Origin of the sequence: Nostoc sp. FACHB-152 (genome assembly GCF_014697475.1) — a bacterium.
Taxonomy (GTDB): Bacteria; Cyanobacteriota; Cyanobacteriia; order Cyanobacteriales; family Nostocaceae; genus Nostoc_B.
In genome coordinates this window covers 57,690-81,851 of sequence record NZ_JACJRV010000025.1, presented here as the reverse complement: position 1 = coordinate 81,851, position 24,162 = coordinate 57,690, and the positions used below count along the sequence as shown (strand labels likewise).

Genomic DNA, 24,162 nt, shown 5'->3' with positions numbered 1-24,162 from the left:
CCCCCACGGGGGGAGAGGTTTGGAGAGGGGTCAAAATCTGGGCTACAAAACGAGAAATCAGGACTTATAGATTTTTATTTTTTCGTATGAAACCACCCTGCCCTACAAAACTTTTGAAGGGGGATTTAGGGGGATCAGATGATTTGTGTGTACACCATAGTTTCAAATATCCTCTAAATTTAATTCCTTAATTCTGCTCGTAATTGATGGACAACGCGATCTAATCCCACAGAATGAGCGGCTTTAAATAAAATCCGATCGCCTGTTTGAATAAATGTTTTGAGTCGTGCTGCTAAATCATCATGACTAGCAAAGCATTCTGAAGGGATACCGGCGGCACTTTGAGCCATCGCTTCGGCATCTTGCCCATCTACTAAAACTAGTAAACCATCTAAATTTAAGTTGCGTACAGTTTCACCGACTTTTTGGTGTAATTGCGGCGATCGCTCGCCTAATTCTTTCATTGCTCCCAACACAGCAATTTTGCGCTTTCCGGGTGTGTCTGCTAATAATTGCAATGCTGCTAACATCGCTTCTGGTGCAGCATTATATGTTTCATCTAAGAATACTACATCATTAGGCAACGCATAACGCTGCGATCGCCCAGTCGGCATATCCACAGCTACACCATTTGTTAAAGTAGACCAATCAATTCCTAACACCTTGGCGACAGCTAAAGCTGCTAAATAATTCGTTGCGTTATGACGACCAACAAGAGGCAAAGGTAATTTAATGCCTGCGACTTCTATAGTTTCATTATCAATTAAGTTTCCTTGAATATCACCGCCAGATAAACCATAAGTTAAAACTTCACCCGACCAAACTTTTTTAGCTGTAGCAATTAATAAAGGATTGTCGTAATTGAGAATTGCTACGCTATCCTTGGGCATTTCGGTTAATAACTCACATTTTGCCTCAGCAATGGCTTCTTCTGAACCTAGCAACTCTATATGTGCCGTCCCGACGTTGGTAATTACGCCAATTGTCGGCCAGGCAATGTGCGTGAGTTCGGCAATTTGCCCTCTACCGCGCATTGCCATCTCAATTACAGCGTAGTTGTGTTCGGCATCTAACTCTAGGAGAGTTTTCGGCACACCAATTTCATTATTAAAATTGCCATAGGTTTTATGGACTCTGCCTTGGGTAGCTAATACCGCAGTGATTAATTCTTTGGTAGTAGTTTTGCCAACAGAACCCGTTACCCCAATTACTGGAATATCAAAGCGATCGCGCCACCAGCGACCGATTTTTTGATAAGCTTCTAAGGTGTTTTTGACTTGTATTACAGGAAATCCAGGATTTTCGTAGTCAAAATCGACAATTGCCGCTAATGCACCTTTAGCGATCGCTGTTGAGATAAAATCATGTCCGTCAAACTTTTCGCCACGTAAAGCCAGAAATACCTCTCCTGGCTTAATGATGCGGGTGTCTGTTTGAATACCGCTACTAACTTGGGCAAAAGCAGATTCAGATAAATTGGCAGATTGGGCAGAAAGAATTTCTATCAGTTGGGATAGGTTAACAGACCAAGGCATGGTATATGTTTTGTGATGATTTTATAACAAACGATTATCTAGTTAGATAAGAAAATCGTCCATAAAGGAGACAGAGACAAAATTCTTTCAATCGTATAATTCTTGTGTGAAAAAAGCAAATTAATTAGGCCGTAATTTTAGGCGATCGCATACCAGGATATTGATAACATATACAAGAGTCTGTTTGTCAATTTAAGCATGACAAAGCATCTATTCTTGTCTAATTTTTTATGAGTTAGACATTGGATGAGGGCTGCCTCATGATAGAAATTTTGTCTTGCACATTTCATAATCACTAAGTGTTTCAAAGCTCAAACATCGCATAGCCTATCATCACCTACAGAGGAAGAAATGAACGCAAACAGTTCAGGGTTGTATATTCTACTAGTTAGTATTCACGGTTTAATCAGAGGAAAAAATCTTGAGTTAGGAAGAGATGCAGACACAGGTGGACAAACAAAATATGTAGTCGAACTCGCCACTGCATTAGCCAAACATCCCCAAGTAGAAAGGGTTGATTTAGTTACAAGGTTGGTAGACGATCCCAAAGTAAGTTCAGACTATGCTCAACCTGTAGAAATTCTTTCAGATAAAGCTCAAATCATTCGCTTGGCTTGTGGCCCGCGTCGTTACCTCCGCAAAGAAGTTCTCTGGCCGCATTTAGATACCTTTGCCGATGAATTGCTCAGATATATCCGCAAAGTTGGCAGAGTTCCTCATATAATTCATACTCACTACGCCGATGCAGGATATGTCGGTAGTCGAGTTGGAGGTTGGCTCGGAACACCGCTAGTGCATACTGGACACTCCCTCGGACGGGTCAAGCAGCAACGCCTACTAGAGCAAGGAACTAAACAAGAAATCATTGAAGAACATTTCCATATTAGTACGCGCATTGAAGCCGAAGAAATTACCCTTGGGAGTGCAGCATTAGTTGTCGCTAGCACTAATCAAGAAATTGAAGAACAGTACAGTATTTACGACCAATATCAACCTGAAAGGATGGTCGTAATTCCGCCTGGGGTGACTTTAGAGGAGTTTTATCCCGCACCAGAAGATTGGCCTACCCCTCCCATTTACCAGCAATTGCAGAGGTTTCTCAAAGAGCCACAAAAGCCGATGATTATGGCAATTTCCCGTCCGGCGATGCGGAAAAACGTGAATCGGCTAGTCAAAGCTTTTGGTGAAGATCCTGAATTGCGTCAGTTAGCAAATTTAGTTGTGGTGCTAGGACAGCGAGATGACATCTCAACGATGGAATCTGGGCCACGCCAAGTATTCACAGAAATCTTTCAATTAATCGATCGCTATGACTTATATGGTCACATAGCCTATCCCAAACATCATAATTCTGAGGATGTGGCTGATTTATATCGCCTGACTGCAAAAACGCGCGGAGTGTTTATTAATCCTGCACTGACAGAACCATTTGGGTTAACTCTGATTGAAGCTACTGCTTGCGGTGTGCCAATTATTGCTACATCTGATGGTGGGCCAAGAGATATTATTGCTGCTTGTCAAAATGGTGTGCTGATTGATCCTTTGAATATTCAAGATATTCAATATGCATTGCGTCAGGCTTTAACAGACACCAAAAAATGGGAACACTGGGCTAGTAATGGCTTGGCTAATGTCCGCAAATCTTTTGCTTGGGAAAGCCATGTAGAGCAATATCTTGAGAAAGTGAGCTTATTACCGCAGCAAAAAGTCAAATCTGTATTTAGTGTGGGGCGAGAATTTCCCACAACCGAGCGGCCACAGTGGAAAATACCTGATAGAAACCGCCTACCAACAGCAGATCGCTTTCTTGTTACCGAAATTGATAATACCTTATTGGGTGAGCAAGAAGCATTGTACCAGTTAATTGGGCGGATTCGAGACGAAGGACACACAACTGGTGTTGGCATTGCTACAGGCCGTAACCTCGAAAGTACCTTAACTATGTTAGAGGAATGGGAATTTCCTATGCCAGATTTGCTCATTACCTCCACAGGTAGCGAAATCTACTACGGGCCAAAAATTGTACCGGATACGAGTTGGCAAAAACATATCAGCTACAATTGGCAACCTGTGGCAATTCGAGAAGCTATGAAGAATATCCCTGGACTGGAATTGCAGCCACCAGAAACTCAAGGCAAGTTTAAAATTAGCTACTTTGTTGACCCAGATAAAGCACCCAGTTACCGAGAAATTATCCGCCATCTGCGCCAGCAACAACTCCCTGTTAAAGGCATTTTTAGCCACAATATGTATCTTGACTTAGTGCCATTCCGGGCTTCTAAGGGCGATGCTCTGCGCTATGTAGCTTTAAAATGGGGATTACCTGTCAAACGTTTCTTAGTAGCAGGCGCATCAGGTAATGATGAATCTATGCTTGCAGGTAATACCTTGGCAGTTGTCGTTGGAAATTACAGCAAAGAAATCCACAAGTTACGCGGTTATCCGCAGATTTACTTTGCTAAAGGCCGCTATGCTTGGGGGATTTTAGAAGCCCTAGATTACTACGACTTTTTTGGTAATTTATCGACAACACAACCGGAACTGGAACTGGAACCGGAAATGGTTGCAGTTTAGAAGGCAATAGGCAATAGGGAACAGGCAATAGGGAACAGGCAATAGGGAACAGGGAGTAAGAAAGAATTTTACTTATTCCCTGCTCCCCCTGCTCCCCTGCTCCTGCTATAAGCTACTCACCGGAGACTGATTCACTACTTGGCGTGTTTTCTTTCGGCCTGACTTGCGCGTTCCCCCAGCCATTCCATACTCATCACTATTTTTGCCATAGCGAGATGCAACACTTAATAGCATCATTTCAGAATAACTATTTAAATCAATTTCTGCTTGCAATAAGGCATTTTGTGTTTTCTCTACCATCGCTCGTGCTTGATTGTAAGCGGTTAGCTTGTCTCGTAACTCTACAATTTTTGTATTGTAAATAGGAACAGAGAATCCATTACCAAAGTCTAATTCCGGATTAATCATCTGTATTCCTTCAATCCGTCGTTCAGCTTTAGTCAGTGCTATTGAGTTGCGTTTGCGTTGCGCCATATAGTTTTTCTGTTTGGATTTAATTGAGAACCTGATGGAAAATCATACTGAGTTCTTTATACAACAATAAAATACGCAATTAGCAGATATAGTAGCCTGAGTAAAGCTACAGAACTTTGAAAGCATTAGGATAATAGAATTGGATGAATAAAAGTAAATTTGCGGAAATTAATTAGAAAAATAGGTTTACGATTCAAAAAACAGTTTTACGAGTCGCAAAAATAGGTTTACGACTCAGAAAATAGTTTTACGAGTCGCAAAATAGATTTACGACTCAGAAAATAGTTTTACGAGTCGCAAAAATAGGTTTATGACTCAGAAAATAGGTTTACGAGTTGCAAAAGTTAATTTATGAAGCGATCGCTAGCAATATACCTTACTCTGTTACTTTATTGTTGAAGATACCTCATTCGTACCTTATCATCTTCAACAACACTAAAATGCCCATACCAATCATCGCGCATAGCGATCGCTCTCATTTTTCAAAGCAGCACTAGCATAGCTAAGACAAGCTTGAATGTCTGCAAGGGTAATACCTGGGTAATTACGCTTTGGTTAAGTCTGATGTGTCGGATAAACGCTAAAGTGACAGTAGTCGGCTTTATCGGGGTGAAGTGTATGAGTTTAGCCATAGCTACTACTAATATGACTATCCCTTTATGGGGTTTAGCAATTTTCATTATCTGGACAATTGCTGTAGTTGTGCTTTTGTTAGCCATTAGAATTCGGCACTTATCCTTAGGTGGTTCACCAAAAGATTTTGGCACGCAAAATGACGAAAGTTTACTTTGGCGGCTGTATCGAGTGCAAGCCAACTTAGTAGAAAATCTACCTTTATATATCGGTGTTTTGTTACTCCTGACACTGCGGAGTATATCAGGAACAATTGTAGATTCACTGGTGATTGTCTACATTGTATTTCGGCTAGTGCATTCTTTGATTCACATAGCCGGCCTCAATCCAATGTTTCGCCTCGTATGTTTAGTGATTCAGCTAGTTTGCTTAGTCGTTTTGACTACCTTAGCAATTTTTTAATCAGCAATCTTCAAAAATTTATTACCAAAGTTCCTTCGAGGCGGGTGTTTTTCCTTACACCCCACACCCTACACCCTATTCATAGGTAGCTTTATGTCAGGTGTTAACTCGTTTTTACTATTGAAATTGCTTGCTGTGCTAGGTTGTGGGCTGATGGCAGGAGTTTTTTTTGCTTTCTCAAATTTCGTCATGAAAGCTCTTGAGAGAATAGAGCCATCACAAGGGATTACAGCTATGCAGTCAATAAATATCACGGTGATTAATCCATTGTTTATGACTGTATTTTTGGGAACGGGTGCGGTTTGCGTTTTTATTTTAGTGTTCTTGCTGTTGGGGTGGCATCGCACAAGTACTATTTATTTGTTGATTGGCTGTTTACTTTATCTTGTCGGTACATTAGGCGTGACAATTGTTTTTAATGTTCCGCTCAACGAAGCACTAGCATTGGTTCAGCCCGATAGTACTGATGGCGTAAAGCTATGGGCTAATTACTTGAAGGACTGGACGTTTTGGAATCACATTCGAGCCGCAGCAGCACTAGCAGCATCAGCGTTATTTACACTGGGCTAATATCGGGTATTGTTAAAGACTGTCGGTTAACCCGAAGGGTAGCGCGGTTTATCCTGCTGATGCGCTTAAAATTTGCCCTCAAGGAGATAAATAAATATGGATTTGTCTTTAAAAAGTCGTCGTCGATTTATGCAATTGATGGGGATGAGTTCAACCGTAATCATCCTAAGTGATTTATTCCCCAATCAGCATTCTTTAGCGGTAGCAGAATCATCTGCATGGATAGCACGTCATGGATTGACTGCGGAACAATATCAAAGTGAATTTAATAAATACACTGCCCAAGGTTTTCGTCCAGTACAGGTGAGCGGCTATGGGGTAGGTAATCAAGATTTTTATGCAGTCATCTTTAAAAAAACAGCCAATGCACCAGAATGGGTGGCGCGTCATGGATTGACTTCAGAACAATATCAAAGTGAATTTAACAAATACACTGCCCAAGGTTTTCGTCCTGTGGACGTTAGCGGCTACGGGGTAGGTAATCAAGATTTGTATGCAGTCATCTTTGAAAAAACAGTGAATGCACCAGCATGGGTGGCGCGTCATGGATTGACTGCGGAACAATATCAAAGTGAATTTAACAAATACACTGCCCAAGGTTTTCGTCCTGTGGACGTTAGCGGCTATACTGTGGGCAATCAAGATTTGTATGCAGTCATCTTTGAAAAAACAGCGAATGCACCAGCATGGGTAGCGCGTCATGGAATGACTTCGGAGCAATATCAAAGTGAATTTGACAAATACATTAATCAAGGCTTTCGCTTAACTAAAGTTAGTGGCTACAGTCTCAACGGTCAAGATAGATATACTGCACTCTGGGAAAAATCTGAGAGCGGAGCATGGGTAGCGCGTCATGGCATGAGTTCTGTAGTATATCAAGACGAATTTGACCGTTACTTTTATCAAGGCTATCGTCCCGTATGGGTCAATGGTTACACTGTCAATGGTGAAGACAGATATGCAGCCATCTGGGAAAGTCAAAACGGCTATAACTCTTCAGAATTGCTAGCTATTGATCAAACCGTGGCAGAGTTTATGCAAAATTATGATGTTCCTGGTTTATCCTTGGCGATTGCTAAAGATGGACGCTTAGTGTTAGCCAAAACCTATGGTTTGGCTGATAAATCGGCGAATGAGAGAGTTGCCCCCCGCCACCGTTTCCGGATTGCCAGTGTATCAAAGCCTATTACCGCCATCGCAATTATGAAATTGCTGGAACAAGGTCAGCTAAGATTAAGCGATCGCATTTTTGGTCAAGATGGAATTTTAGGCACTACCTACGGCACAATTCCCTATCAACCTAATGTCGAGCAAATCACTGTGGAACATCTACTTAGCCACTTAGGTGGTGGTTGGTCTAACAGTAGCAATGATCCAATGTTTTCTAATCCTTCAATGAATCATACCCAATTAATTAGTTGGGTATTAGATAATCGTTCCCTAGATAATGCACCAGGAACCAAATATGCTTACTCTAATTTTGGTTTCTGTGTTTTAGGTCGAGTCATTGAAACGGTGACAGGGCAAACCTACGAAAATTACATAAAGACGAATATCCTCGAACCATGTGGGATCACCGATATGCAAATTAGTGGCGACACCCTAGCCGAAAAAAAAGTTAATGAAGTTACTTATTACGGTCAAAGTAATGAAGATCCCTACGGTATGAAAGTGGCAAGAATGGATGCTCATGGCGGTTGGATTGCAAAACCGATTGATTTAGTGCGTTTGTCCGTGCAGGTGGATGGGATCAATCCCAAGCCTGATATTCTTGGTGCTAATACAATCGTAGCTATGTATCAAGGTTCAAGTATAAACTCTGGTTACGCCAAAGGATGGTCTGTCAACTCAGCCAATAACCATTGGCACAACGGCAGTTTACCAGGAGAACAGGCATTTCTTGTCAATACTAGTGATGGTTTTTCTTGGGCAGTTTTAGTTAACACTCGTAGTCCAAAATCAAATTTCGGTGGCGACCTTGACCAACTGATGTGGAAAATTAGAAGTAAAGTTACTAATTGGCCATCCTTTGATTTGTTTTAGCTATTAAACAAGCAAACAAGGGGGGGGCAGGGGAGCAGAGGGGCAGAGGAGAAATTATTTGTATCATTTATTTCGTGAAATCGTATAAGCACAGGTAAGCAAATAGAAGCCGAACTTAAAAAGCGATTAGAATAAGTGATTAAGTTTTTCCTAACTGTTCTTGTATCTTTGTCAAAATTTTGAGATATTAAGTTGAAAAAATTAATTCAGATAAAAAATTATGGCAACCGAGCAAGAGCTTAAATCTCTGTTTAATACCTTGGATACCGATCAAGATGGCAAAATTTCTATAAATGAGCTTTTTTTAAGCCCTGGCTTAAGCGCAATCATCTCAGCCGAAACAGGTGTCAGTAGTCCCCAAGAATTGCTAGCTATGCATGGAAATAAAGACGGTAGTATCACCTTTGAAGAGTTGAAACAAGTTGTTGAGTCAGCTGGAAATTTAAACTAGCTGTACCTCATCCCCGCCCAAGCAATAGCAAGCACTGCCGTCCTCTGAACGACTAAGGGGCGGTTTTGAGTTGTGGTGTATCAGCTTACCTGCACGATAGAGAATCAGAAAAAGCTTTTACTATCTCAGCACTGGAAGGTCAACTGCCACCTAGTGGCAAGCAATTGAAACTAGTCGCTAACCAAATTTACCATTGGCACATCAATGCGCTGTCTCAACCAGTAGCATTTGATATTAGAAGATAATTTAACGTGAGTTCGATGAACCTCTCCCCAACCCCTCTGTCTTGAAAAGTTTTGCGCCGGGAAACCCGGACGCGCAACGCCAGTGAGGGAGCAGGGAAACCCGTCCAACGCACTGGCTCAACTTTTCGTTCCGACGCGGAGAGGGGCAGAAATATAACTTGTTTTCAACGAAGAAATTAGGCTTTCAAAGCCTCTCTCCTTGCGGGGGAGAGGTTTGGAGAGCAGAGTGGTTTCATACAAGCAGAGAAAAATGACAACTGTATTTCAAAGCCTCTCCCCCCGTGGGGGAGAGGTTTGGAGAGGGGTCAAAATCTGGGCTACAAAACGAGAAATCAGGACTTATAGATTTTTATTTTTTCGTATGAAACCACCCTGCGGGGGAGAGGTTTGGAGAGGGGTTTTTTATATTTGTCGAACTCACGTTAATTTAGATTGAATCTGTAGTGTTGATACTACTAAAACACCCTTCTTTTGGGCTGGCTTTCATTTTTATAGCGACTACACACCCTTAAAGTTTTCTATTTGGCGTTAATTTGTAGAATTAACCAATACGGCACTGATTTGTTCAGCCAGTTTCAGAGGACGAAAAGGTTTGATAAATATAGCGGCAATATCTAACTCGGCAAAACTTTTTTGATCTAATGGTTGAACCTTGGCTGTTACTAAAATAACTGGTATATGACGAGTTAAGGGATTTGCTTTGAGTTTTTGGAGTGTGGCGCGACCATCCATATCAGGCATCATCATGTCTAATAAAATCACATCAGGTTGGTTGTTGGCAGCAATCACAAGAGCTTCCTGACCAGAACTGGCAATCAGTACGTTCCAATCTACGGACATTTCTAAGCCCATTTGAGCGATCGCTCTCACATCTTCTTCATCGTCAACAATTAATACACACTTACTCATAATCCTCCGTTTAGTAATGGCAGAATAATATAAAAGGTACTACCTTGGCCTAAAGTGCTTTGAACCCAAATTTTTCCGTGATGTTGCTCAACAATGTTGCGGCAAATAGCTAGCCCTAAACCTGTGCCACCTTTTTTGCGAGAATCAGATACATCAACTTGGCCAAAACGCTCAAAGATTGATTGTAATTTATTCTCTGGAATGCCTCTGCCTTGGTCTTGCACTTCAATTTGTAGAGAATCTGTTTGTAGTTTTACACGCAACCAAACATTACCACCCGGTTGGGAAAACTTAATTGCATTGCCGATCAAATTAGTGAGAGTTTGTAGCATTCGGTCGGGATCTGCCCAGATTTGGGCTGTAGCTGGTTCGACAACTAAGTTAATTTGCGATCGCTCTGCCATTGCTTGCATCGCTTCTGTGGCTTGAATGAGCAAATCACCAATGTTACATAATGATGGTTGCGTGGTAATTTTACCTGATTTCATTCGTTCTAGGTCGAGAATATCGTTGACTAGGCGATTTAGCCGTTCAATGTTGGTAGTGGCAATATTCAAAACTTGCTGACCTTTGGCGGTTAATGTTCCTAATTGTCCTGTTCCTAAAAGGTCTAGTGAGCCAATTAAAGAAGTAAGTGGTGTTCGCAATTCATGACTTACTAAAGAGATAAATTCATTTTCTAAACGTTTGCGTTCGGTAATGTCATTAAAAATATTTAAGACACATTGTGTTGCTGCTAAATCAATTAGTTCGGCAGATAGCAAAACAATTCTTTTTTCACCTGACTTAGTAAGCAGTTCTATCTCTTGATTTTGTAATGAGCCTGTTTCTATTAATTTTTGCCAGATATGAGCATTTTGTTGTTGACTAATTCCCAGATTGAGATCTGCTACCGAATGACCAATAATTTCGGCTAAATTATAACCACTAATTTTGAGAAAACTGCTGTTTACTTCGATAAAGCACCCATCACTGAAGGTCGTAATTGCAATTGGACTAGGACTAGAACGGAAAGCTTTAGTAAACTTCTCCTCTGCTTGTTGCCGTTCGCGTATCTCTTCCTGAAGTCTGATGTTTTGTGCTTGAAGTTGTTTTTGTAAATTACGAATTGTGAGATGATTTTCTACTCTTGCTAGCACTTCTTCAACTTGAAAAGGTTTAGTAATGTAATCAACGCCGCCAACTGTAAAAGCTTTGACTTTATCTATGACATCATTCATTGCACTAATAAAAATTACTGGAATATCGCAGGTTTGAGGATGATTTTTTAAATGTTGACAAACCTCATAACCATTCATTTCCGGCATATTAATATCAAGTACAATCAGGTCTGGGGGAGCCGCTTGCGCGCCTCGCAAACCAGCCGCGCCTTTAGTTACGCTTCTAACTTTGTAACCCTGTTCCGTCAACATAGAAGCTAAAAGGTGCAAGTTTTCTGGAGTATCATCAATAACTAAAATATTAGCTTTTGGGATTTCTAACGGCTGACTATACATTATCCTCGTACCATTTGATAATTAAAATTTTGAGTGGAAAATTTTTGTCTAAGTTTACTGTCCCCAGCATTTTTTAAAGTGGAATTAATTCAATAATTTCGTCAAAACAGAAACGATTGACTAAATCAGTCAATCTTTCAAATAAAGCTAAATGAGTTTCAGGAATTTGGGCAATTAACTGCAAAATTACTTCTGCATCCACCTGGATAGCTGCTTGGTATAGGGCATTGCGCCATTCGTCTGGCATAATCATCAAGTCTTGTGGGTGGACAGATGTTAATGGGGCTGTATTTTCTTGTTCCTGAGCATAAATATAATTAACTCTCAGAAATTCAACTATCTTGTTAAAGAGAACTTCTTCTCGAAAAGGCTTGCGGATGAGATCATCACAACCTGCGGCTAAAATATTCGACCTTTGTTCTTCAAAAGCACTGGCTGTGAGAGCAATAATTACCGTACGCGGCTTGGGGTTTGAAGATTGTATCTGCACCTGTTCCATAGCACGAATCTGTCGCGTTGCCTCATATCCATCCATAATTGGCATTCGCATATCCATCCAAATCAGATGGGGATGCCATGCTTGCCAGAGTGCGATCGCTTCTTGGCCGTTAGCGGCTGCCAGAGTTTCAAAACCAATAGTATTAAATAACTGTGTTAATAAATCGCAATTATCTTTGCGGTCATCAACTATTAAAATTCGATATACAGGTTGTCCAGGTGCCAAGGCAATTACTTTGCGTGGCACTGTTTGGGGTGCAATTTCTAATGACTGTGCTAGTTCAATTTTGATATCAAAGTAGAAAGTTGAACCATGCCCAACAGCACTTTTAAGCTGAATATCGCCCCCCATTAACTGCACAAATTGACGGCTAATTGTTAATCCTAATCCTGTTCCTTCTCTAGCTTGTGAACCACTGGCAGTCTGAACAAAAGGTTGAAATAAACTATCTAATTCATCTTCAGCAATACCTAATCCTGTATCTGCAATTTCAAACGAGATGAAGAAAGAATGATCAGCCTCATTTGTCGATTGACTCTCATTTTTTGCTAAGGCTGTTGTTTCAATGGATAGAATTTTCCGCAGTTCGCTAGGAGAGAAAATATTCGCTGTAATTTCTGATTTTTGGTCATTTTTTCCGATTTTTGCGACTAATGTGACACCCCCAGTACTAGTAAATTTAATCGCATTGCTCAATAAGTTGATCAAAATCTGCCGGAGCTTGCTTTCGTCTGTAAAAATGTATTGGGGCAAATTAGGAGCTAATTCAAATGCGAGTGTCAAGTTTTTAGCTTCGGCTCGGACTCGGAACATATCTTGGAGGTTTTGCAATAATCCATATAAATCGAAGGATTTAGGCTGAAGTACAACGCGTCCAGCTTCGATTTTGGACATTTCTAGTACGTCATTAATTAAGTTGAGCAGATGTTCTCCACTGCGGTTAATAATTGCTAGCGAGTCGCGCTGACGTTGAGTGAGGGTAGTATCTCGTTCCATTAGCTGGGCAAAACCTAAGATAGCGTTCAGTGGCGTTCGCAGTTCATGGCTCATATTGGCTAAGAAGGCACTTTTAGAACGGTTGGCAGTTTCGGCGGCTTCTTTGGCAATTCTTAATGCTTCTTCAGCTTTATGGCGCGATCGCCCGATGGCTATAAGTTCGCTGACTCGTTGCAGTAAGTTAATTTCCTCTTGACTCCAAGTCTTCGATTTATCCACGGCATCTAATTCTAGTAGTCCCACAACTTTGCCAGAGTAAATCATCGGTACAGCCACTACAGATTTAATTAATTCTGTTTGGGCAATCGCTTCTGGGGGTAGCTGGGTAATGTGGGATACTTGTAAACTTTGGATAGGATTACCGTTGAGAATTTGCCGATAAAACCAAGATAAAGGCTCATAGGCAGTAGCACTATCTAATAATAAAGCGATGCTAGGCTCGTGCCACTCATGGGCTATATAAAATTGCTGTTGTTGTTCATAATATTCAAAGATGCAGCTGCATTCAGCCCCTAAAAATTCGGCGATCGCCTGGAGTGTAAAATTAATGGCGGTATCTGCATCGCGATCAATAAACTGGCGAGAAATGCTGTTAAGTAATCTGTCTACCTGAGCGCGATATTGAAGGGTCGCTTCAACTTGTTTACGTTCAGTCAGGTCTTGTACCATCCCTTGAATCAGTTTGCGACCATCCAACTCAAATACTGTTAACCACACCTCGGCGGGAAAGTCTGTACCATCTGCACGACGGTGAACCCACTCAAAACGATGTCTACCTCGCTCGTACGCCAGGGCAATTTGTTCACGAGCCAAATCAGCAGAAGGTTGACCATTTGGTTGAAATGGCGGTGAAAAATCACTAGGATGCTTGCTTAAAAACTCTTGCCGAGAATAGCCGAATAGTTCTTCTGCTGCACGGTTGCAATCAAGGGAAATTCCCTCTTGTTGTAACATGACAGCGATACTGGTTGACTCGTAAAGAGCGCGAAATCTGGCTTCTGATTGTCGCAAAGATTCTTCAGCCAGTTTGCGTTCGCGCAGCGCAGCTTGCTGTTCGCTGATGTCTGCAATTACGGCATCTATACAGCCCTCTTCTACATTTTGTCTCAGCGACAATAGCCCCCAACCAAGAGATTGATCGCGGCGACGTAGTTGGACTTCAAAGTTGCGTACTTCACCTTGCTGTTTTAACTCGGCTAATAGTTTTTGCCGCTCTTCTGGGTTGGCGTAAAACTCTGTTGTGAATTGCTTGCCAATTAAATCTGCGGCAGAATTGTAACCTAAAATTTGGGCTTGGCGTTGGTTGGCTTCCAAAAACAGCCCATCTTCTGTGCGGATACGCGCGATCCCCACTTGAAAGTTTTCAAAAATATTGCGGTATTTTTGTTCACTGCGACGTAGAGTTTCTTCTGAGCGTTTGCGATCGCTAATATCCCGGAAGTACCAAATTCTACCGTAATAATCTTCTGTTTGCGATCGCACCGATGCCGAATAGCGGTCTAGAGTCCGGCCATCTTTCAGGCGAATTTCATCCCGACAAACTTCTTCTGGATGGGCATAGAGATACTCTACTTTGGCTAAAAACTCTTGGGGATTTTCTAATTTGTCCAGCACTAATTGCAGCAATCGCCGATTGTTCCCACTGACAATTGTTTCGGGAATTTGCCATAACTGACAAAAACGCTGATTGAAAGAGACGATATTATGATTTTCATCAACAACTAAAATTCCATCAATGCTTGCTTCTTGTTGAGCTTTGAGTATGGCATTACTACGGTGTAGGTCTGCCTCTGCTTGTTTGCGATCGCTAATATCAGCAACTACTGCTTCTAAACAACTGTCTTCCACATTCCAACGTAAGGAAAACAAGCCCCAGCACATTTTGCCATCGCGCCGATAAAACTTTAGCTCAAAGTTCTTGAGTGAACCTGTTTGATGCAGTTGGTTTATTACACGCTGGCGATCGCTTGGGTTGGCATAAAACTCTGTAGTAAATTTTGTCCCAATTAAGTCTGCAACGCAACTGTAGCCTAATAGTTCGGCCAGGCGTTGATTCGCATCCAAAACTAGTCCATCCTCAAGACGGCTGCGTAAAATGCCAAATTGAGAATTCTCGAACAGGCGGCGAAATTTTTGCTCACTTTTAAGCAAGGCGGCTTCAGCCTGTTTGCGTTCTGTAATTACACGCGCGACACTGATCAGGATGAAATTATCATTTTCATCTTGTGTTGTCGCTAAATTGGTGGCTTGCCACTGCCAACTACCATCCTTAATTCTAGCTCTGTACTCAACTTCTATCCTCTCTCCTGTTGTTACTACCCTGTTAACTGCATCTAGGCAACTGGGTAGATCGTCAGGATGAATAAAATCAGCAAAGGGTATACCTTCTAACTCAGTGGTATCATATCCTGTCAGCTTGGTTAAATTAGGTGATATGTAGGAAATTCGTCCTTCTAGGTCAATTAGGGAGATGATATCGTTAGAATTTTCCACGATGCGGCGAAACTTAGCCTCACTTTCGCTTAAAGCTTTCTCCGCTTGCTGCCGTGCAGTAATATCTCGAAAGCTCCAAACGCGGCCAATAATTTGATTGTCCTGCCATTGGGGTTGAGAATAACGCTCAAACACACGTCCATCTTTCATCTCTACCAAATCAAAGGCTGCCTGTTCTGGAAATTCATAGAAAAGCTGCTTGACTCTGGATGCAAAGGCTTCTGGATCTCGCGTTTGTTTAGACATGAACTTGAATCGTTCATTGCTTTGAGAAGGTTGCAACAACGATTCAGGAATTGACCACATTTGGAGAAACTTATGATTAAACAGTGCTACATGAAAGTCTTGATTAATCACAAGAATGCCATCAGCAGTGGACTCTAGTGTAGCTTGCAATAAAGATAGAGTTTCTGCTTGTTTTTGTTCGGCTAAAGTGCGTTCTGTTTCCCATCGCTTTGCTTGAGTAATATCTCGAATTACGAGTACAGAAGACCTATCACCACCAGGAAGTTCGACGCAGTTACCGGAGATTTCTAAAATTAAGCAGCGATTGCCATTATAAAATTCGTATTCTTCTGTAATTTTACAATCTCCCTCTAGCACCCTCATATTCGGGTAAAACTCTGGTGCAACCGCTTCACCAGCTAAACTCAAACATAATAAGTCGCTGAGTGTGGCATTGAGAACTAGAATATGTGGCTGGTTAACAAGCTGGTCAAAAGCAGAATTGCACCATTGGATTTTGCCATCACGACCCGTCCAAACAATAGCATCAGCGATCGCTCCCAAGGCGACTTCCATCTTGCCTAAAATTGTTCTTAGTTCGTTGACCAAACCATTTAAATTTATACTCATCAGCAAACTCCTATTTTAGCAGCAGGGATAAGTATCTAGGACTAACTCTAGAGACGAAAAATCAAGGGTTTGGGCGGTTCTGGTGTGTAGGGGTTTAGGGTGTGAGTCAGCAAAAATCTTATCACTACACCCGGCTACTGAGCGTACCCGAAGTATACACCCAATCTCAAAAATTAATCTCAGTGCGTAAGTACTGGTAGCTCTCCCAACCCTGTTTCCTGTTCCCTCCATATCTGTTAAAGAGGACGTAACATCGCCATAAACACCCATTCTCCCTGATGTTTCTCGGCCATAATCAAATGCTCGGCTTCAATTTCTCGACCATCTTTGGTAATTCCCAGCAACCGTAGGGGATGATTGAGAATAGTAGAACTTTCCGTTGAAAGAAAGCGCGAAAAGCCAAGATGGTGCGGAGCATGAAACCCTTGTGGAATCACTACTGTAATAATTTGACCGCTAATTTCAGCCATACTCCAGCCAAAAACAGAAGTAAAGCAATCGTTTACATAAGTAACGAACCCTTGTTGATCGGTAATGACAACAGGCACGTCTGTTTCTTGCTTCATGTCACTGAGGGACTTGATTACTGCTTCAGTCATAAAAAGGAGGAATTAGGCTGCTAAGGATTGACTACAAATCTAGGCTGGAAAATTTCTCATGCTGATGCCAGATATTACCAGCAATTTTAAAAGTCATTGTATTCAGGGCATACTTATCGATACCAAAATTGACACAACATCTCTACTTCTTCCCGATTACTCTCTAAATTGAACAATATGAAGCGGTGGCTCTTAGAGCAAAACTCTAGAAATTAAGCAGATACATCAGTTGTAGGCGAGTAATTTGGGAGGAAAAGCAGATGCAAGTTCATTACAAGAAGCTGTTTTGTGACCTCGCATTCTGGCTAATAACTGAATTCATGCTCAATTTAGTGGGACTAGACGACTTGGCTAACTATAGTGAATTTATTTTTTTTAAAGAGAGCTTAGATTTTAGTAGTTATCCTGATGAACTTGCAGTTAAAATTTTACCTAAAGGCTTTTAAATCAACATTCTTTACTTTTGGCTTTTGATACTGGCAATTTGAAACAGAGATTGTAAAGTCGCTCCATCAGCAGGATACTCAGCAATCCCAAAACTAAAGTCGATTTGAAAGCGTCTGTTATCTTGGGCGGCGAACACTTGTTGCCGTAAAGTAGTTAAAAATTGCCCTAGGCGATCGCTTGCTTGTGATGTTGTCAATCCTGGCATTCCTACAATAAAATCTCCATTGCCCCAATATCCCAATATTTCCCCAGCCCAAAAGTTAGATTGGAATAGGCGACCCCATTGTTGTAAAACTTGATGACCAACAACATAACCGTATTCAATGTTAATTTGTTGTAACTCAGTGATTGTCAACACTGCTAGAGATAGACAATTGCTAATATTTCTATCGGCATTCTTGCTTCTTTGGATGAAAAGTTCTAAATTGCGGCTAGAGTGTGGTTGATTTGCTAATCCGGTGAAGTGGTCTTTTCTGGACAGATTTTGCAGCAAGCGAGTCCGTTCTAGACGATTGGTGATGCGGGTGAGCAATTCTGCGGCTACCACTGGCTTGCTTACATAGTCATCCGCTCCAATAGTAAATAATTGTTGAATCGTGGCGCGATCGCACCGAGCCGTGAGAAATAAAATCGGTAGAGACTGCCAATCAGGGTCGATACGTACTGCTTGACAAAGTTCAATACCGTTAACTTGAGGCATATCTACATCTAAAATCAGTAAATCAGGAACTACAGACCGCAGTACTTCCCAAAAACGTAGCGGTTTGTCTAAACCTGTCATCCGCATTCCCCAAGGCTCAAGCATGGGACGCAACGCTGCTAAAAATACCGGATCGTCATCAACAACTAACACATTAATTGTTGATGATTGGGTAACTTGTAATAATTGCCTTGCCATTTCCCAAACTTGCACTGCTGCTACAGGTTTGTGCAGAAAACCTCGTCCACCCGCCCGCGCTATCGCTACCCGATCTAATAAATCATCAGCCGCCGCCAGCACTAATGCAGATATAGGCGGTGTCCGAGATGCCAAGTCTGCTAACAATGTCAGACTATCTTCTTGTTGTTTGGCTGCGTCTGTTGCTAAAACTACCAAGTCTGCTGAGTGAGATTGTAGCCATGTTTTCCCTAACTCTAACGTTGCTACCTGCTGCCAGCATCTATTAAATGATTGAGCTAATTCCTGTAACTCTCGGCCCAGATTGAGGTCGGGATCGATTAACAATAGTCGGGGTGTTTCTCTGGGTAAAGATGGTTGCGTTTCACCTAAATTGAGCATTTCACCCAATTGACCCACCAAAGCTAAAAATTGTTGTTCCTGGGCTGATGACATTGCATCCGATAACAAAATCTCTTCTATTTCTCTTGCCAAAAGAGTGCCGGCTTCCTTCTCAAACATTCCCAACACGCCTGCTAACTTGTGAGCTGCTTGCCTAGCACTGTGACTTAAAGTTTGGGTAAGTTTCCCCTGATTTATTGCCTCTGCTGCTGTTTGTAGAGCCTGTAAGCGTTCAATCATCAAGCCTCGATACTGCTGCCACAGCCGAGACATTCCCTGCTTAAACTCCTGCTCAATCGATGCAGATGAGGAAATCAAAGAAGTAATACCTTCTCCCCTATCCCCCTTGTCCCCCCTCTCTGACTTGAAATTCTGCTCTCCTACTCCCTCTCGCAACCGATACCCCAACCCGTAAACATTCTCAATCCAATCTACAGCCCCAGCTGCCTTCATTTTTTGTCGCAATCCTTTAATATGTGCTTTGACACTTTCTTCTAATGGAGGGTCGTCAAATGTCCACAGATGCTCGACAAGTTGTCCGCGACTGAAAACCCGCGCCGGATTTCGCATAAATACTTCGAGCAGAGTATATTCTTTGGGAGTTAGTTTTAGAGGTTTATTAGCATATTTCACTTCGCAACTGCGGGGATCTAAATGTAAATCGCCCACTTGTAACACAGTTGTGGGTGAAACCTCGCCGCGTCGCAGTAAAGCTCGTAAACGTGCTTGAAGTTCTGCTAAATCTAGGGGTTTAGTTAAATAGTCGTCTGCACCTGCGTCTAGTCCACGAATGCGATCGCTACTTGCATCTTTAGCTGTGATCAGCAAAATCGGGATGGTGTAACCTTCAGCCCGTAAGCGTTGGCATAACTTAATTCCATCGAGTCTTGGTAGCCCTACATCCGTCAGAATCAAGTCATAGCTGGTACTTTGGGCATATTCCCAACCGCTTTGACCATCCTGAACTGCATCCACAACGTAGTGCTGGCTGGTGAGAGATTGCAGCAAGACATCGAGCAAAACTTCGTCGTCTTCGATCAGCAAAATTCGCATGGTAGAAGCTGTACATACCCCTCAAAATCGTCTCATAATTTGCGATCGCCTGACCAATAAATCTAGGTAGGCACTGATTTTAAGAGATATGGAGTGCTGCTGAAAATTTTTTGAGAGATAGCGATCGAGCTTCCCTAGTTCTTCTCGATTTCTTCCTAAATTAAACACATCGAGCGAAGAGCGAATCTCAAACCTCTAGAAACCACCTAGAAAAGACAAGCTCAACGAACGATGTGTCTAACGAATCTCATTCAATTATAAATCAAGGAGTTTCAAAATGTCTGCACAATATCCAGAACAAGTAAGTATCGAAGCCAAACTAATTGCCCGTGCCATGAAAGATGAAGCTTTCCGCACCCAATTGTTGAATAACCCTGAAGCGGCTAAAGCGGCTGTTGAACTTGAACTCGGACAAAAGCTACCCCAAACTTCCCAAATTCGTGTTGTTCAAGAATCTGATGATGTGGCTTATATTATCCTGCCAGCAATGGCTAAAGAATCTGAACAATTGTCGGAAACTGAACTTGAAGCTGTGGCTGCTGGTGGTTTAACTCTTCGCGTTGATTGTACTTTCTTCTCACTGTGTATCACCACCAGTAAGTGTCTCTAGTAAATGCCTAAATTGTTGAAACTTACACATCTATATTCATGCGTAAGTTTCAACCAGCCAGTTTTTTCCATTCACCTAATTTTGTTTAAGGAGTTTCAAAATGTCTGCACAATATCCAGAACAAGTAAGTATCGAAGCCAAACTAATTGCCCGTGCCATGAAAGATGAAGCTTTCCGCACTCAATTGTTGAACAACCCTGAAGCGGCTAAAGCGGCTGTTGAACTTGAACTCGGTCAAAAATTACCTCAAACTGCTCAAATTCGCGTTGTTCAAGAATCTGATGATGTGGCTTATATTATCCTGCCAGCAATGGCTGCGGAATCTGAACAATTGTCGGAAACTGAACTCGAAGCTGTGGCTGCTGGTGGTTTAACTCTTCGCGTTGATTGTACTTTCTTCTCACTGTGTATCACCACCAGTAAGTGTCTCTAGTAAATGCCTAAATTGTTGAAACTTACACATCTATATTCATGCGTAAGTTTCAACCAGCCAATGTTTTTTATCCAGATGGTTTTCTTGAAATGGTACTACTAATTAGAACAAAGTAACTCTTCTGGCAAAAAATAATGACTAACATAAGGAATTTGAATATAATGCAAATTACTAATTCAGACTTGATTAAAATTGTCGAACAAGCAAGCACAATTAACGAACGCTTGGGAATGGAATTTATAACCGACAAGACACAAAATAATAATGAACTTGTGAAATCTCGATTAGAGAATTGGTGTCACGTAGTCGCTCAAGGGAACAAAGAATTATTTGAACAGCGTTTAGCTTGGGATGGGCTAGATGTAGACAGGGTTAGTCAAATACTTGGTTCTGTTCGTTTGGTTAAGGAACAAGATTTACCTGCCTGGACAGAAACTTTCAAATCTGTTTTAGAAGCGACTAACTTAGTTTCTTTAGAAAATTTAGAAAAAGGCATTTCATCGGAAAATCGTTGTTTAAATCCCCAAGAACCTTTACCTTTTGAAGAGTTACTATTACCCTTTATCTATGTTGCCCGTAAGCAAATACTCAATCAAGTTAATTCTAATTATCATCTACTTTCAGACGAAGCTCACGCTGCTTTAGAACGTGGTTTATTGCATTCATTAGTTTCTCTTTGCTCGGAAGCGATGGGATTAAATTTTTTAGTTTTTCGGACTTATCAACAACCGAAATTAACTCATCGATTAGCACAAATACAATCTGCAAATTCTCGACAATATTACAGTAATTTTCTCAGAGATATGTTAGCAGGAGGACTGCTAACATTTTTTCAAGAATATAGTGTATTAGCACGGCTAGCTGCAACCGTAACAGATTTTTGGGTAGATAGTAATAGCGAATTTATCCAACGATTAGCATCAGATATGTCAGATATTCAAGCAACTTTCCAAAGCGATGGAGAACTTGGACAAGTAATTGCTGTTAATGGTAATCTTTCTGACTTTCACCATAATGGACGCTCAGTTATTCAAGTGGCTTTTGCTTCAGGGCTAAAAGTTGTCTATAAACCTAAAGATTTAGGCTCAGAAGAAGCATATTTTCAATTACTAGCTTGGTTGAATGAACAGCAAATACCACTAAAATTTAAGGTACTGCAAGTGCTGAATCGTTCAACTCATGGCTGGGTAGAATATGTAGAATATTTACCTTGTGAAGATTTGTCAGCAGCCAAACGCTGTTACCAACGAGCCGGGATGTTGCTGTGTTTATTATATCTTTTAGAGGCAACAGATTGCCATGCAGAAAACATAATTGCCTGTGGGGAATATCCAGTTTTCATAGATATGGAAACTCTCATGTCTCACCAAGTTCGAGATATAGTAGGCGATGATATTAATGTTACAAATGCAAAATTAGCCACTCAACAAATGATGGATTCTTTGTTGCGTATCGGTTTCTTGCCAACATGGAATTTGGGACCAGATGGAGTTATTTATGACGGTAGTGGTTTAGGTGGTGTAGGCGGACAAGAAACTAATTTTCGGGTGCGGAGATGGCAGCATATTAATACAGATAAAATGGCTTTAGGTTACGAGTCTATGAAACCACCTTTGCGTAGCAATATACCTTCTATTGGTGGTGTAACTCTATCTTCTAGTCAATATGTTACGGAATTGGTTGATGGTTTTCGTCAAATGTACGAGTTTTTGATTGCTCATAAAGAAACACTTTTAGCCGCAAACAGTTCTTTGACAAAATTAGCCAATCAGCGAGTCCGGTTTGTATTTCGTCCGACTCAAGTTTATGGCAATTTGCTCAAGCAAACCTTACAGCCCAAATTCTTACAAAATGGTGTAGAACGTAGTATTGCGCTTGATGTTCTCAGCAGATCGTTACTGAAAGCTGAGACGAAACCCCAAGCTTGGGCAATTATAGCGGCAGAACAGCAAGCACTGGCGCAGTTAGATATTCCTCTATTTGCTACTCGTTCTAATAGCGATGCTTTACCAATCACGAACGATTGCACTATCGAAAAATATTTTACTCAACCTAGTTACGATTTAGTAATTGCCCGTTTGCAAAAGCTCAATTTTAAAGATTTAGCGCAGCAGATGAGTTTTATTCACAGTTCACTCTACGCCCGTTCCGCTAATATGACTGAGGCTTCCTCGGTATCAGTGCCTTCTCAACTGGATTTCGATGCGGTGTCTCCTCTCGCCCCAGAGGCTTTAGTACAGCAAGCAGTTAGCATTGCGAAAGAAATGCAGCAAACAGCTTTACGAGCAGCAGATGGTAGTATCACTTGGATGGGACTGGAATATGTTCCTGACGCTCAACGCTTTCAACTGCAACCTATGAGCTATGACTTGTATGATGGCAGTTATGGAGTAGCGATGTTTTTGGCTGCATTAGCTAAAGTTACAGGTGATGCAGCATATAAAGAGATGGCGTTAGGCGCGGTGCAACAATTACGCCAAGTCTTGCAAGGTTTAGACTACGAAGCTCAACAACAAAAGACTAAACATCTAGGGATTGGTGGTGCTAAAGGGTTAGGTTCAATTGTCTATACACTGGTGCAAAGCAGTCAATTTCTCCAAGAACACATTTTATTGAAAGATGCCCAACAAGCTGCTGCTTTAATTACACCAGCAAATATTGCTAGCGATCGCAAATTTGATATTGTATCTGGGGCGGCTGGCGCGATTTTAGGATTATTATCTCTCTATTCCTACATCCCAGATCCAGTAGTTTTAGAGCAAGCAGTTACTTGTGGTTATCATCTAATAAATCACCGTAGCGTCAGCAGTAGTGGATACAGAGCTTGGGCTACCCTAGACGAAAAACTTTTGACCGGATTTTCTCACGGTGCAGCTGGCATTGCTTATGCGTTACTGAGATTATATGCGGTCACTCAAGACACAATGTTTCTGGCGGCGGCTGATGAAGCGATCGCTTACGAAAATAGCGTTTTTTCACCCACAGCCCAAAACTGGCCAGACTTTCGAGGTGACAAACCTGTATTCATTGCCAGTTGGTGTCACGGTGCGCCTGGTATTGCTCTAGCACGTCTGGGCAGTTTAAATATTCTAGATAATGATGGAATTCGGCAAGATATTGATATTGCATTGCAAACAACACAAAAGTTTGCAATGCACGACATTGACCACCTCTGCTGCGGTAACTTTGGACGCATGGATGTATTATTAGTAGCCGCCCGCCAGCTTCAGCGTCCAGAACTGCTAGAAATTGTGCAGAAGCAAGCAGCATGGGCTGTAAATAGAGCCGAAAAAACAGGTTCTTATCAACTGTTTTCCAGCTTGCTTAGAGGTACTTACAACCCAGGCTTCTTTCAAGGAACATCTGGTATTGGGTATGAACTATTACGTCTAGCCTATCCAAATTTACTACCATCAGCCCTGCTGTGGGAGTGACAGTATTTGCTCATAGTTTACGCGATGTGCAACTTACTTTTTGCTGCTATAGCAGGGGACAGGTGACAGGGCGAAAAATCTTATATTATTTAAGTTTTATCCTCTGTTAATGTCTTAATCCATGCTTCGATT

General features: G+C 41.6%; 16 protein-coding genes and 1 pseudogene. 10 read left to right on the top strand and 7 right to left on the bottom strand.

Going from position 1 to position 24,162, the window contains the following annotated elements; all coding sequences use genetic code 11:
• Nucleotides 1-179: 179 nt before the first annotated feature.
• Nucleotides 180-1,535, bottom strand: coding sequence for a UDP-N-acetylmuramoyl-tripeptide--D-alanyl-D-alanine ligase (gene murF, locus H6G76_RS18225; RefSeq protein WP_190703493.1), 1,356 nt, complete (start codon nt 1,533-1,535; stop codon nt 180-182).
• A 351-nt stretch (nt 1,536-1,886) separates the two neighbouring features.
• On the opposite strand from murF, the gene H6G76_RS18220 reads away from it, so the two are divergent.
• A complete protein-coding gene (locus H6G76_RS18220) occupies nt 1,887-4,109 on the top strand; it encodes an HAD family hydrolase (protein ID WP_190703490.1) in 2,223 nt (740 codons plus the stop codon).
• Nucleotides 4,110-4,214: 105 nt separating this feature from the next.
• Here H6G76_RS18220 and H6G76_RS18215 read toward each other — a convergent pair whose 3' ends face one another.
• Nucleotides 4,215-4,583 (bottom strand): hypothetical protein, encoded by a 369-nt coding sequence (locus H6G76_RS18215; protein ID WP_190703487.1) that lies wholly within the window; start codon nt 4,581-4,583, stop codon nt 4,215-4,217.
• A gap of 564 nt (nt 4,584-5,147) precedes the next feature.
• On the opposite strand from H6G76_RS18215, the gene H6G76_RS18210 reads away from it, so the two are divergent.
• From H6G76_RS18210 to H6G76_RS18190, 5 genes and pseudogenes are all read left to right on the top strand, one after another.
• The gene (locus tag H6G76_RS18210; protein WP_242056450.1) at nt 5,148-5,618 is read left to right on the top strand and encodes an MAPEG family protein; all 471 of its coding nucleotides are present in this window, start codon (nt 5,148-5,150) and stop codon (nt 5,616-5,618) included.
• A 189-nt stretch (nt 5,619-5,807) separates the two neighbouring features.
• Nucleotides 5,808-6,188 carry an anthrone oxygenase family protein gene (locus H6G76_RS18205; RefSeq protein ID WP_242056449.1) on the top strand — a complete coding sequence of 127 codons (381 nt, stop codon included), beginning with the start codon at nt 5,808-5,810 and terminating at the stop codon, nt 6,186-6,188.
• Between the two features lie 96 nt (nt 6,189-6,284).
• Entirely contained in the window at nt 6,285-8,231 is a 1,947-nt protein-coding gene (locus H6G76_RS18200) for a serine hydrolase (protein ID WP_199337430.1), read from the top strand.
• 220 nt (nt 8,232-8,451) lie between these two features.
• Nucleotides 8,452-8,682, top strand: coding sequence for an EF-hand domain-containing protein (locus H6G76_RS18195; protein WP_190703481.1), 231 nt, complete (start codon nt 8,452-8,454; stop codon nt 8,680-8,682).
• A gap of 77 nt (nt 8,683-8,759) precedes the next feature.
• A pseudogene (locus H6G76_RS18190) lies at nt 8,760-8,906 on the top strand (CRISPR-associated endoribonuclease Cas6); the annotation flags it as partial.
• A 549-nt stretch (nt 8,907-9,455) separates the two neighbouring features.
• Here the strand turns inward: H6G76_RS18190 and H6G76_RS18185 are convergent.
• The 4 genes from H6G76_RS18185 to H6G76_RS18170 all read right to left on the bottom strand — a co-directional run bounded on the left by H6G76_RS18185 (nt 9,456) and on the right by H6G76_RS18170 (nt 16,774).
• On the bottom strand, nt 9,456-9,836 hold the full coding sequence (locus tag H6G76_RS18185; RefSeq protein WP_190703478.1) for a response regulator: 381 nt from the start codon (nt 9,834-9,836) through the stop codon (nt 9,456-9,458).
• Nucleotides 9,833-11,332, bottom strand: a complete 1,500-nt coding sequence (locus H6G76_RS18180) for an ATP-binding protein (protein WP_190703475.1) — start codon at nt 11,330-11,332, stop codon at nt 9,833-9,835. The genes H6G76_RS18185 and H6G76_RS18180 overlap by 4 nt, the downstream gene beginning before the upstream one ends.
• A gap of 73 nt (nt 11,333-11,405) precedes the next feature.
• A complete protein-coding gene (locus tag H6G76_RS18175) occupies nt 11,406-16,175 on the bottom strand; it encodes a PAS domain S-box protein (RefSeq protein WP_190703471.1) in 4,770 nt (1,589 codons plus the stop codon).
• A gap of 236 nt (nt 16,176-16,411) precedes the next feature.
• Nucleotides 16,412-16,774 carry a PAS domain S-box protein gene (locus tag H6G76_RS18170; protein WP_190703468.1) on the bottom strand — a complete coding sequence of 121 codons (363 nt, stop codon included), beginning with the start codon at nt 16,772-16,774 and terminating at the stop codon, nt 16,412-16,414.
• Nucleotides 16,775-17,034: 260 nt separating this feature from the next.
• Here H6G76_RS18170 and H6G76_RS18165 point away from each other — a divergent pair, with 260 nt between their 5' ends.
• Nucleotides 17,035-17,220, top strand: a complete 186-nt coding sequence (locus tag H6G76_RS18165) for a hypothetical protein (protein ID WP_190703465.1) — start codon at nt 17,035-17,037, stop codon at nt 17,218-17,220.
• Nucleotides 17,221-17,231: 11 nt separating this feature from the next.
• Here the strand turns inward: H6G76_RS18165 and H6G76_RS18160 are convergent, their stop codons facing one another.
• A complete protein-coding gene (locus H6G76_RS18160; RefSeq protein WP_190703463.1) occupies nt 17,232-19,553 on the bottom strand; it encodes a response regulator in 2,322 nt (773 codons plus the stop codon).
• A gap of 277 nt (nt 19,554-19,830) precedes the next feature.
• Between H6G76_RS18160 and H6G76_RS18155 the strand changes: the two genes are divergently transcribed.
• The 3 genes from H6G76_RS18155 to H6G76_RS18145 all read left to right on the top strand — a co-directional run bounded on the left by H6G76_RS18155 (nt 19,831) and on the right by H6G76_RS18145 (nt 24,030).
• On the top strand, nt 19,831-20,163 hold the full coding sequence (locus H6G76_RS18155) for an NHLP leader peptide family RiPP precursor (RefSeq protein WP_190703460.1): 333 nt from the start codon (nt 19,831-19,833) through the stop codon (nt 20,161-20,163).
• A gap of 100 nt (nt 20,164-20,263) precedes the next feature.
• Nucleotides 20,264-20,596, top strand: a complete 333-nt coding sequence (locus H6G76_RS18150; RefSeq protein ID WP_190703457.1) for an NHLP leader peptide family RiPP precursor — start codon at nt 20,264-20,266, stop codon at nt 20,594-20,596.
• A gap of 161 nt (nt 20,597-20,757) precedes the next feature.
• On the top strand, nt 20,758-24,030 hold the full coding sequence (locus H6G76_RS18145; protein WP_190703454.1) for a type 2 lanthipeptide synthetase LanM family protein: 3,273 nt from the start codon (nt 20,758-20,760) through the stop codon (nt 24,028-24,030).
• The last annotated feature ends 132 nt before the right edge of the window (nt 24,031-24,162 follow it).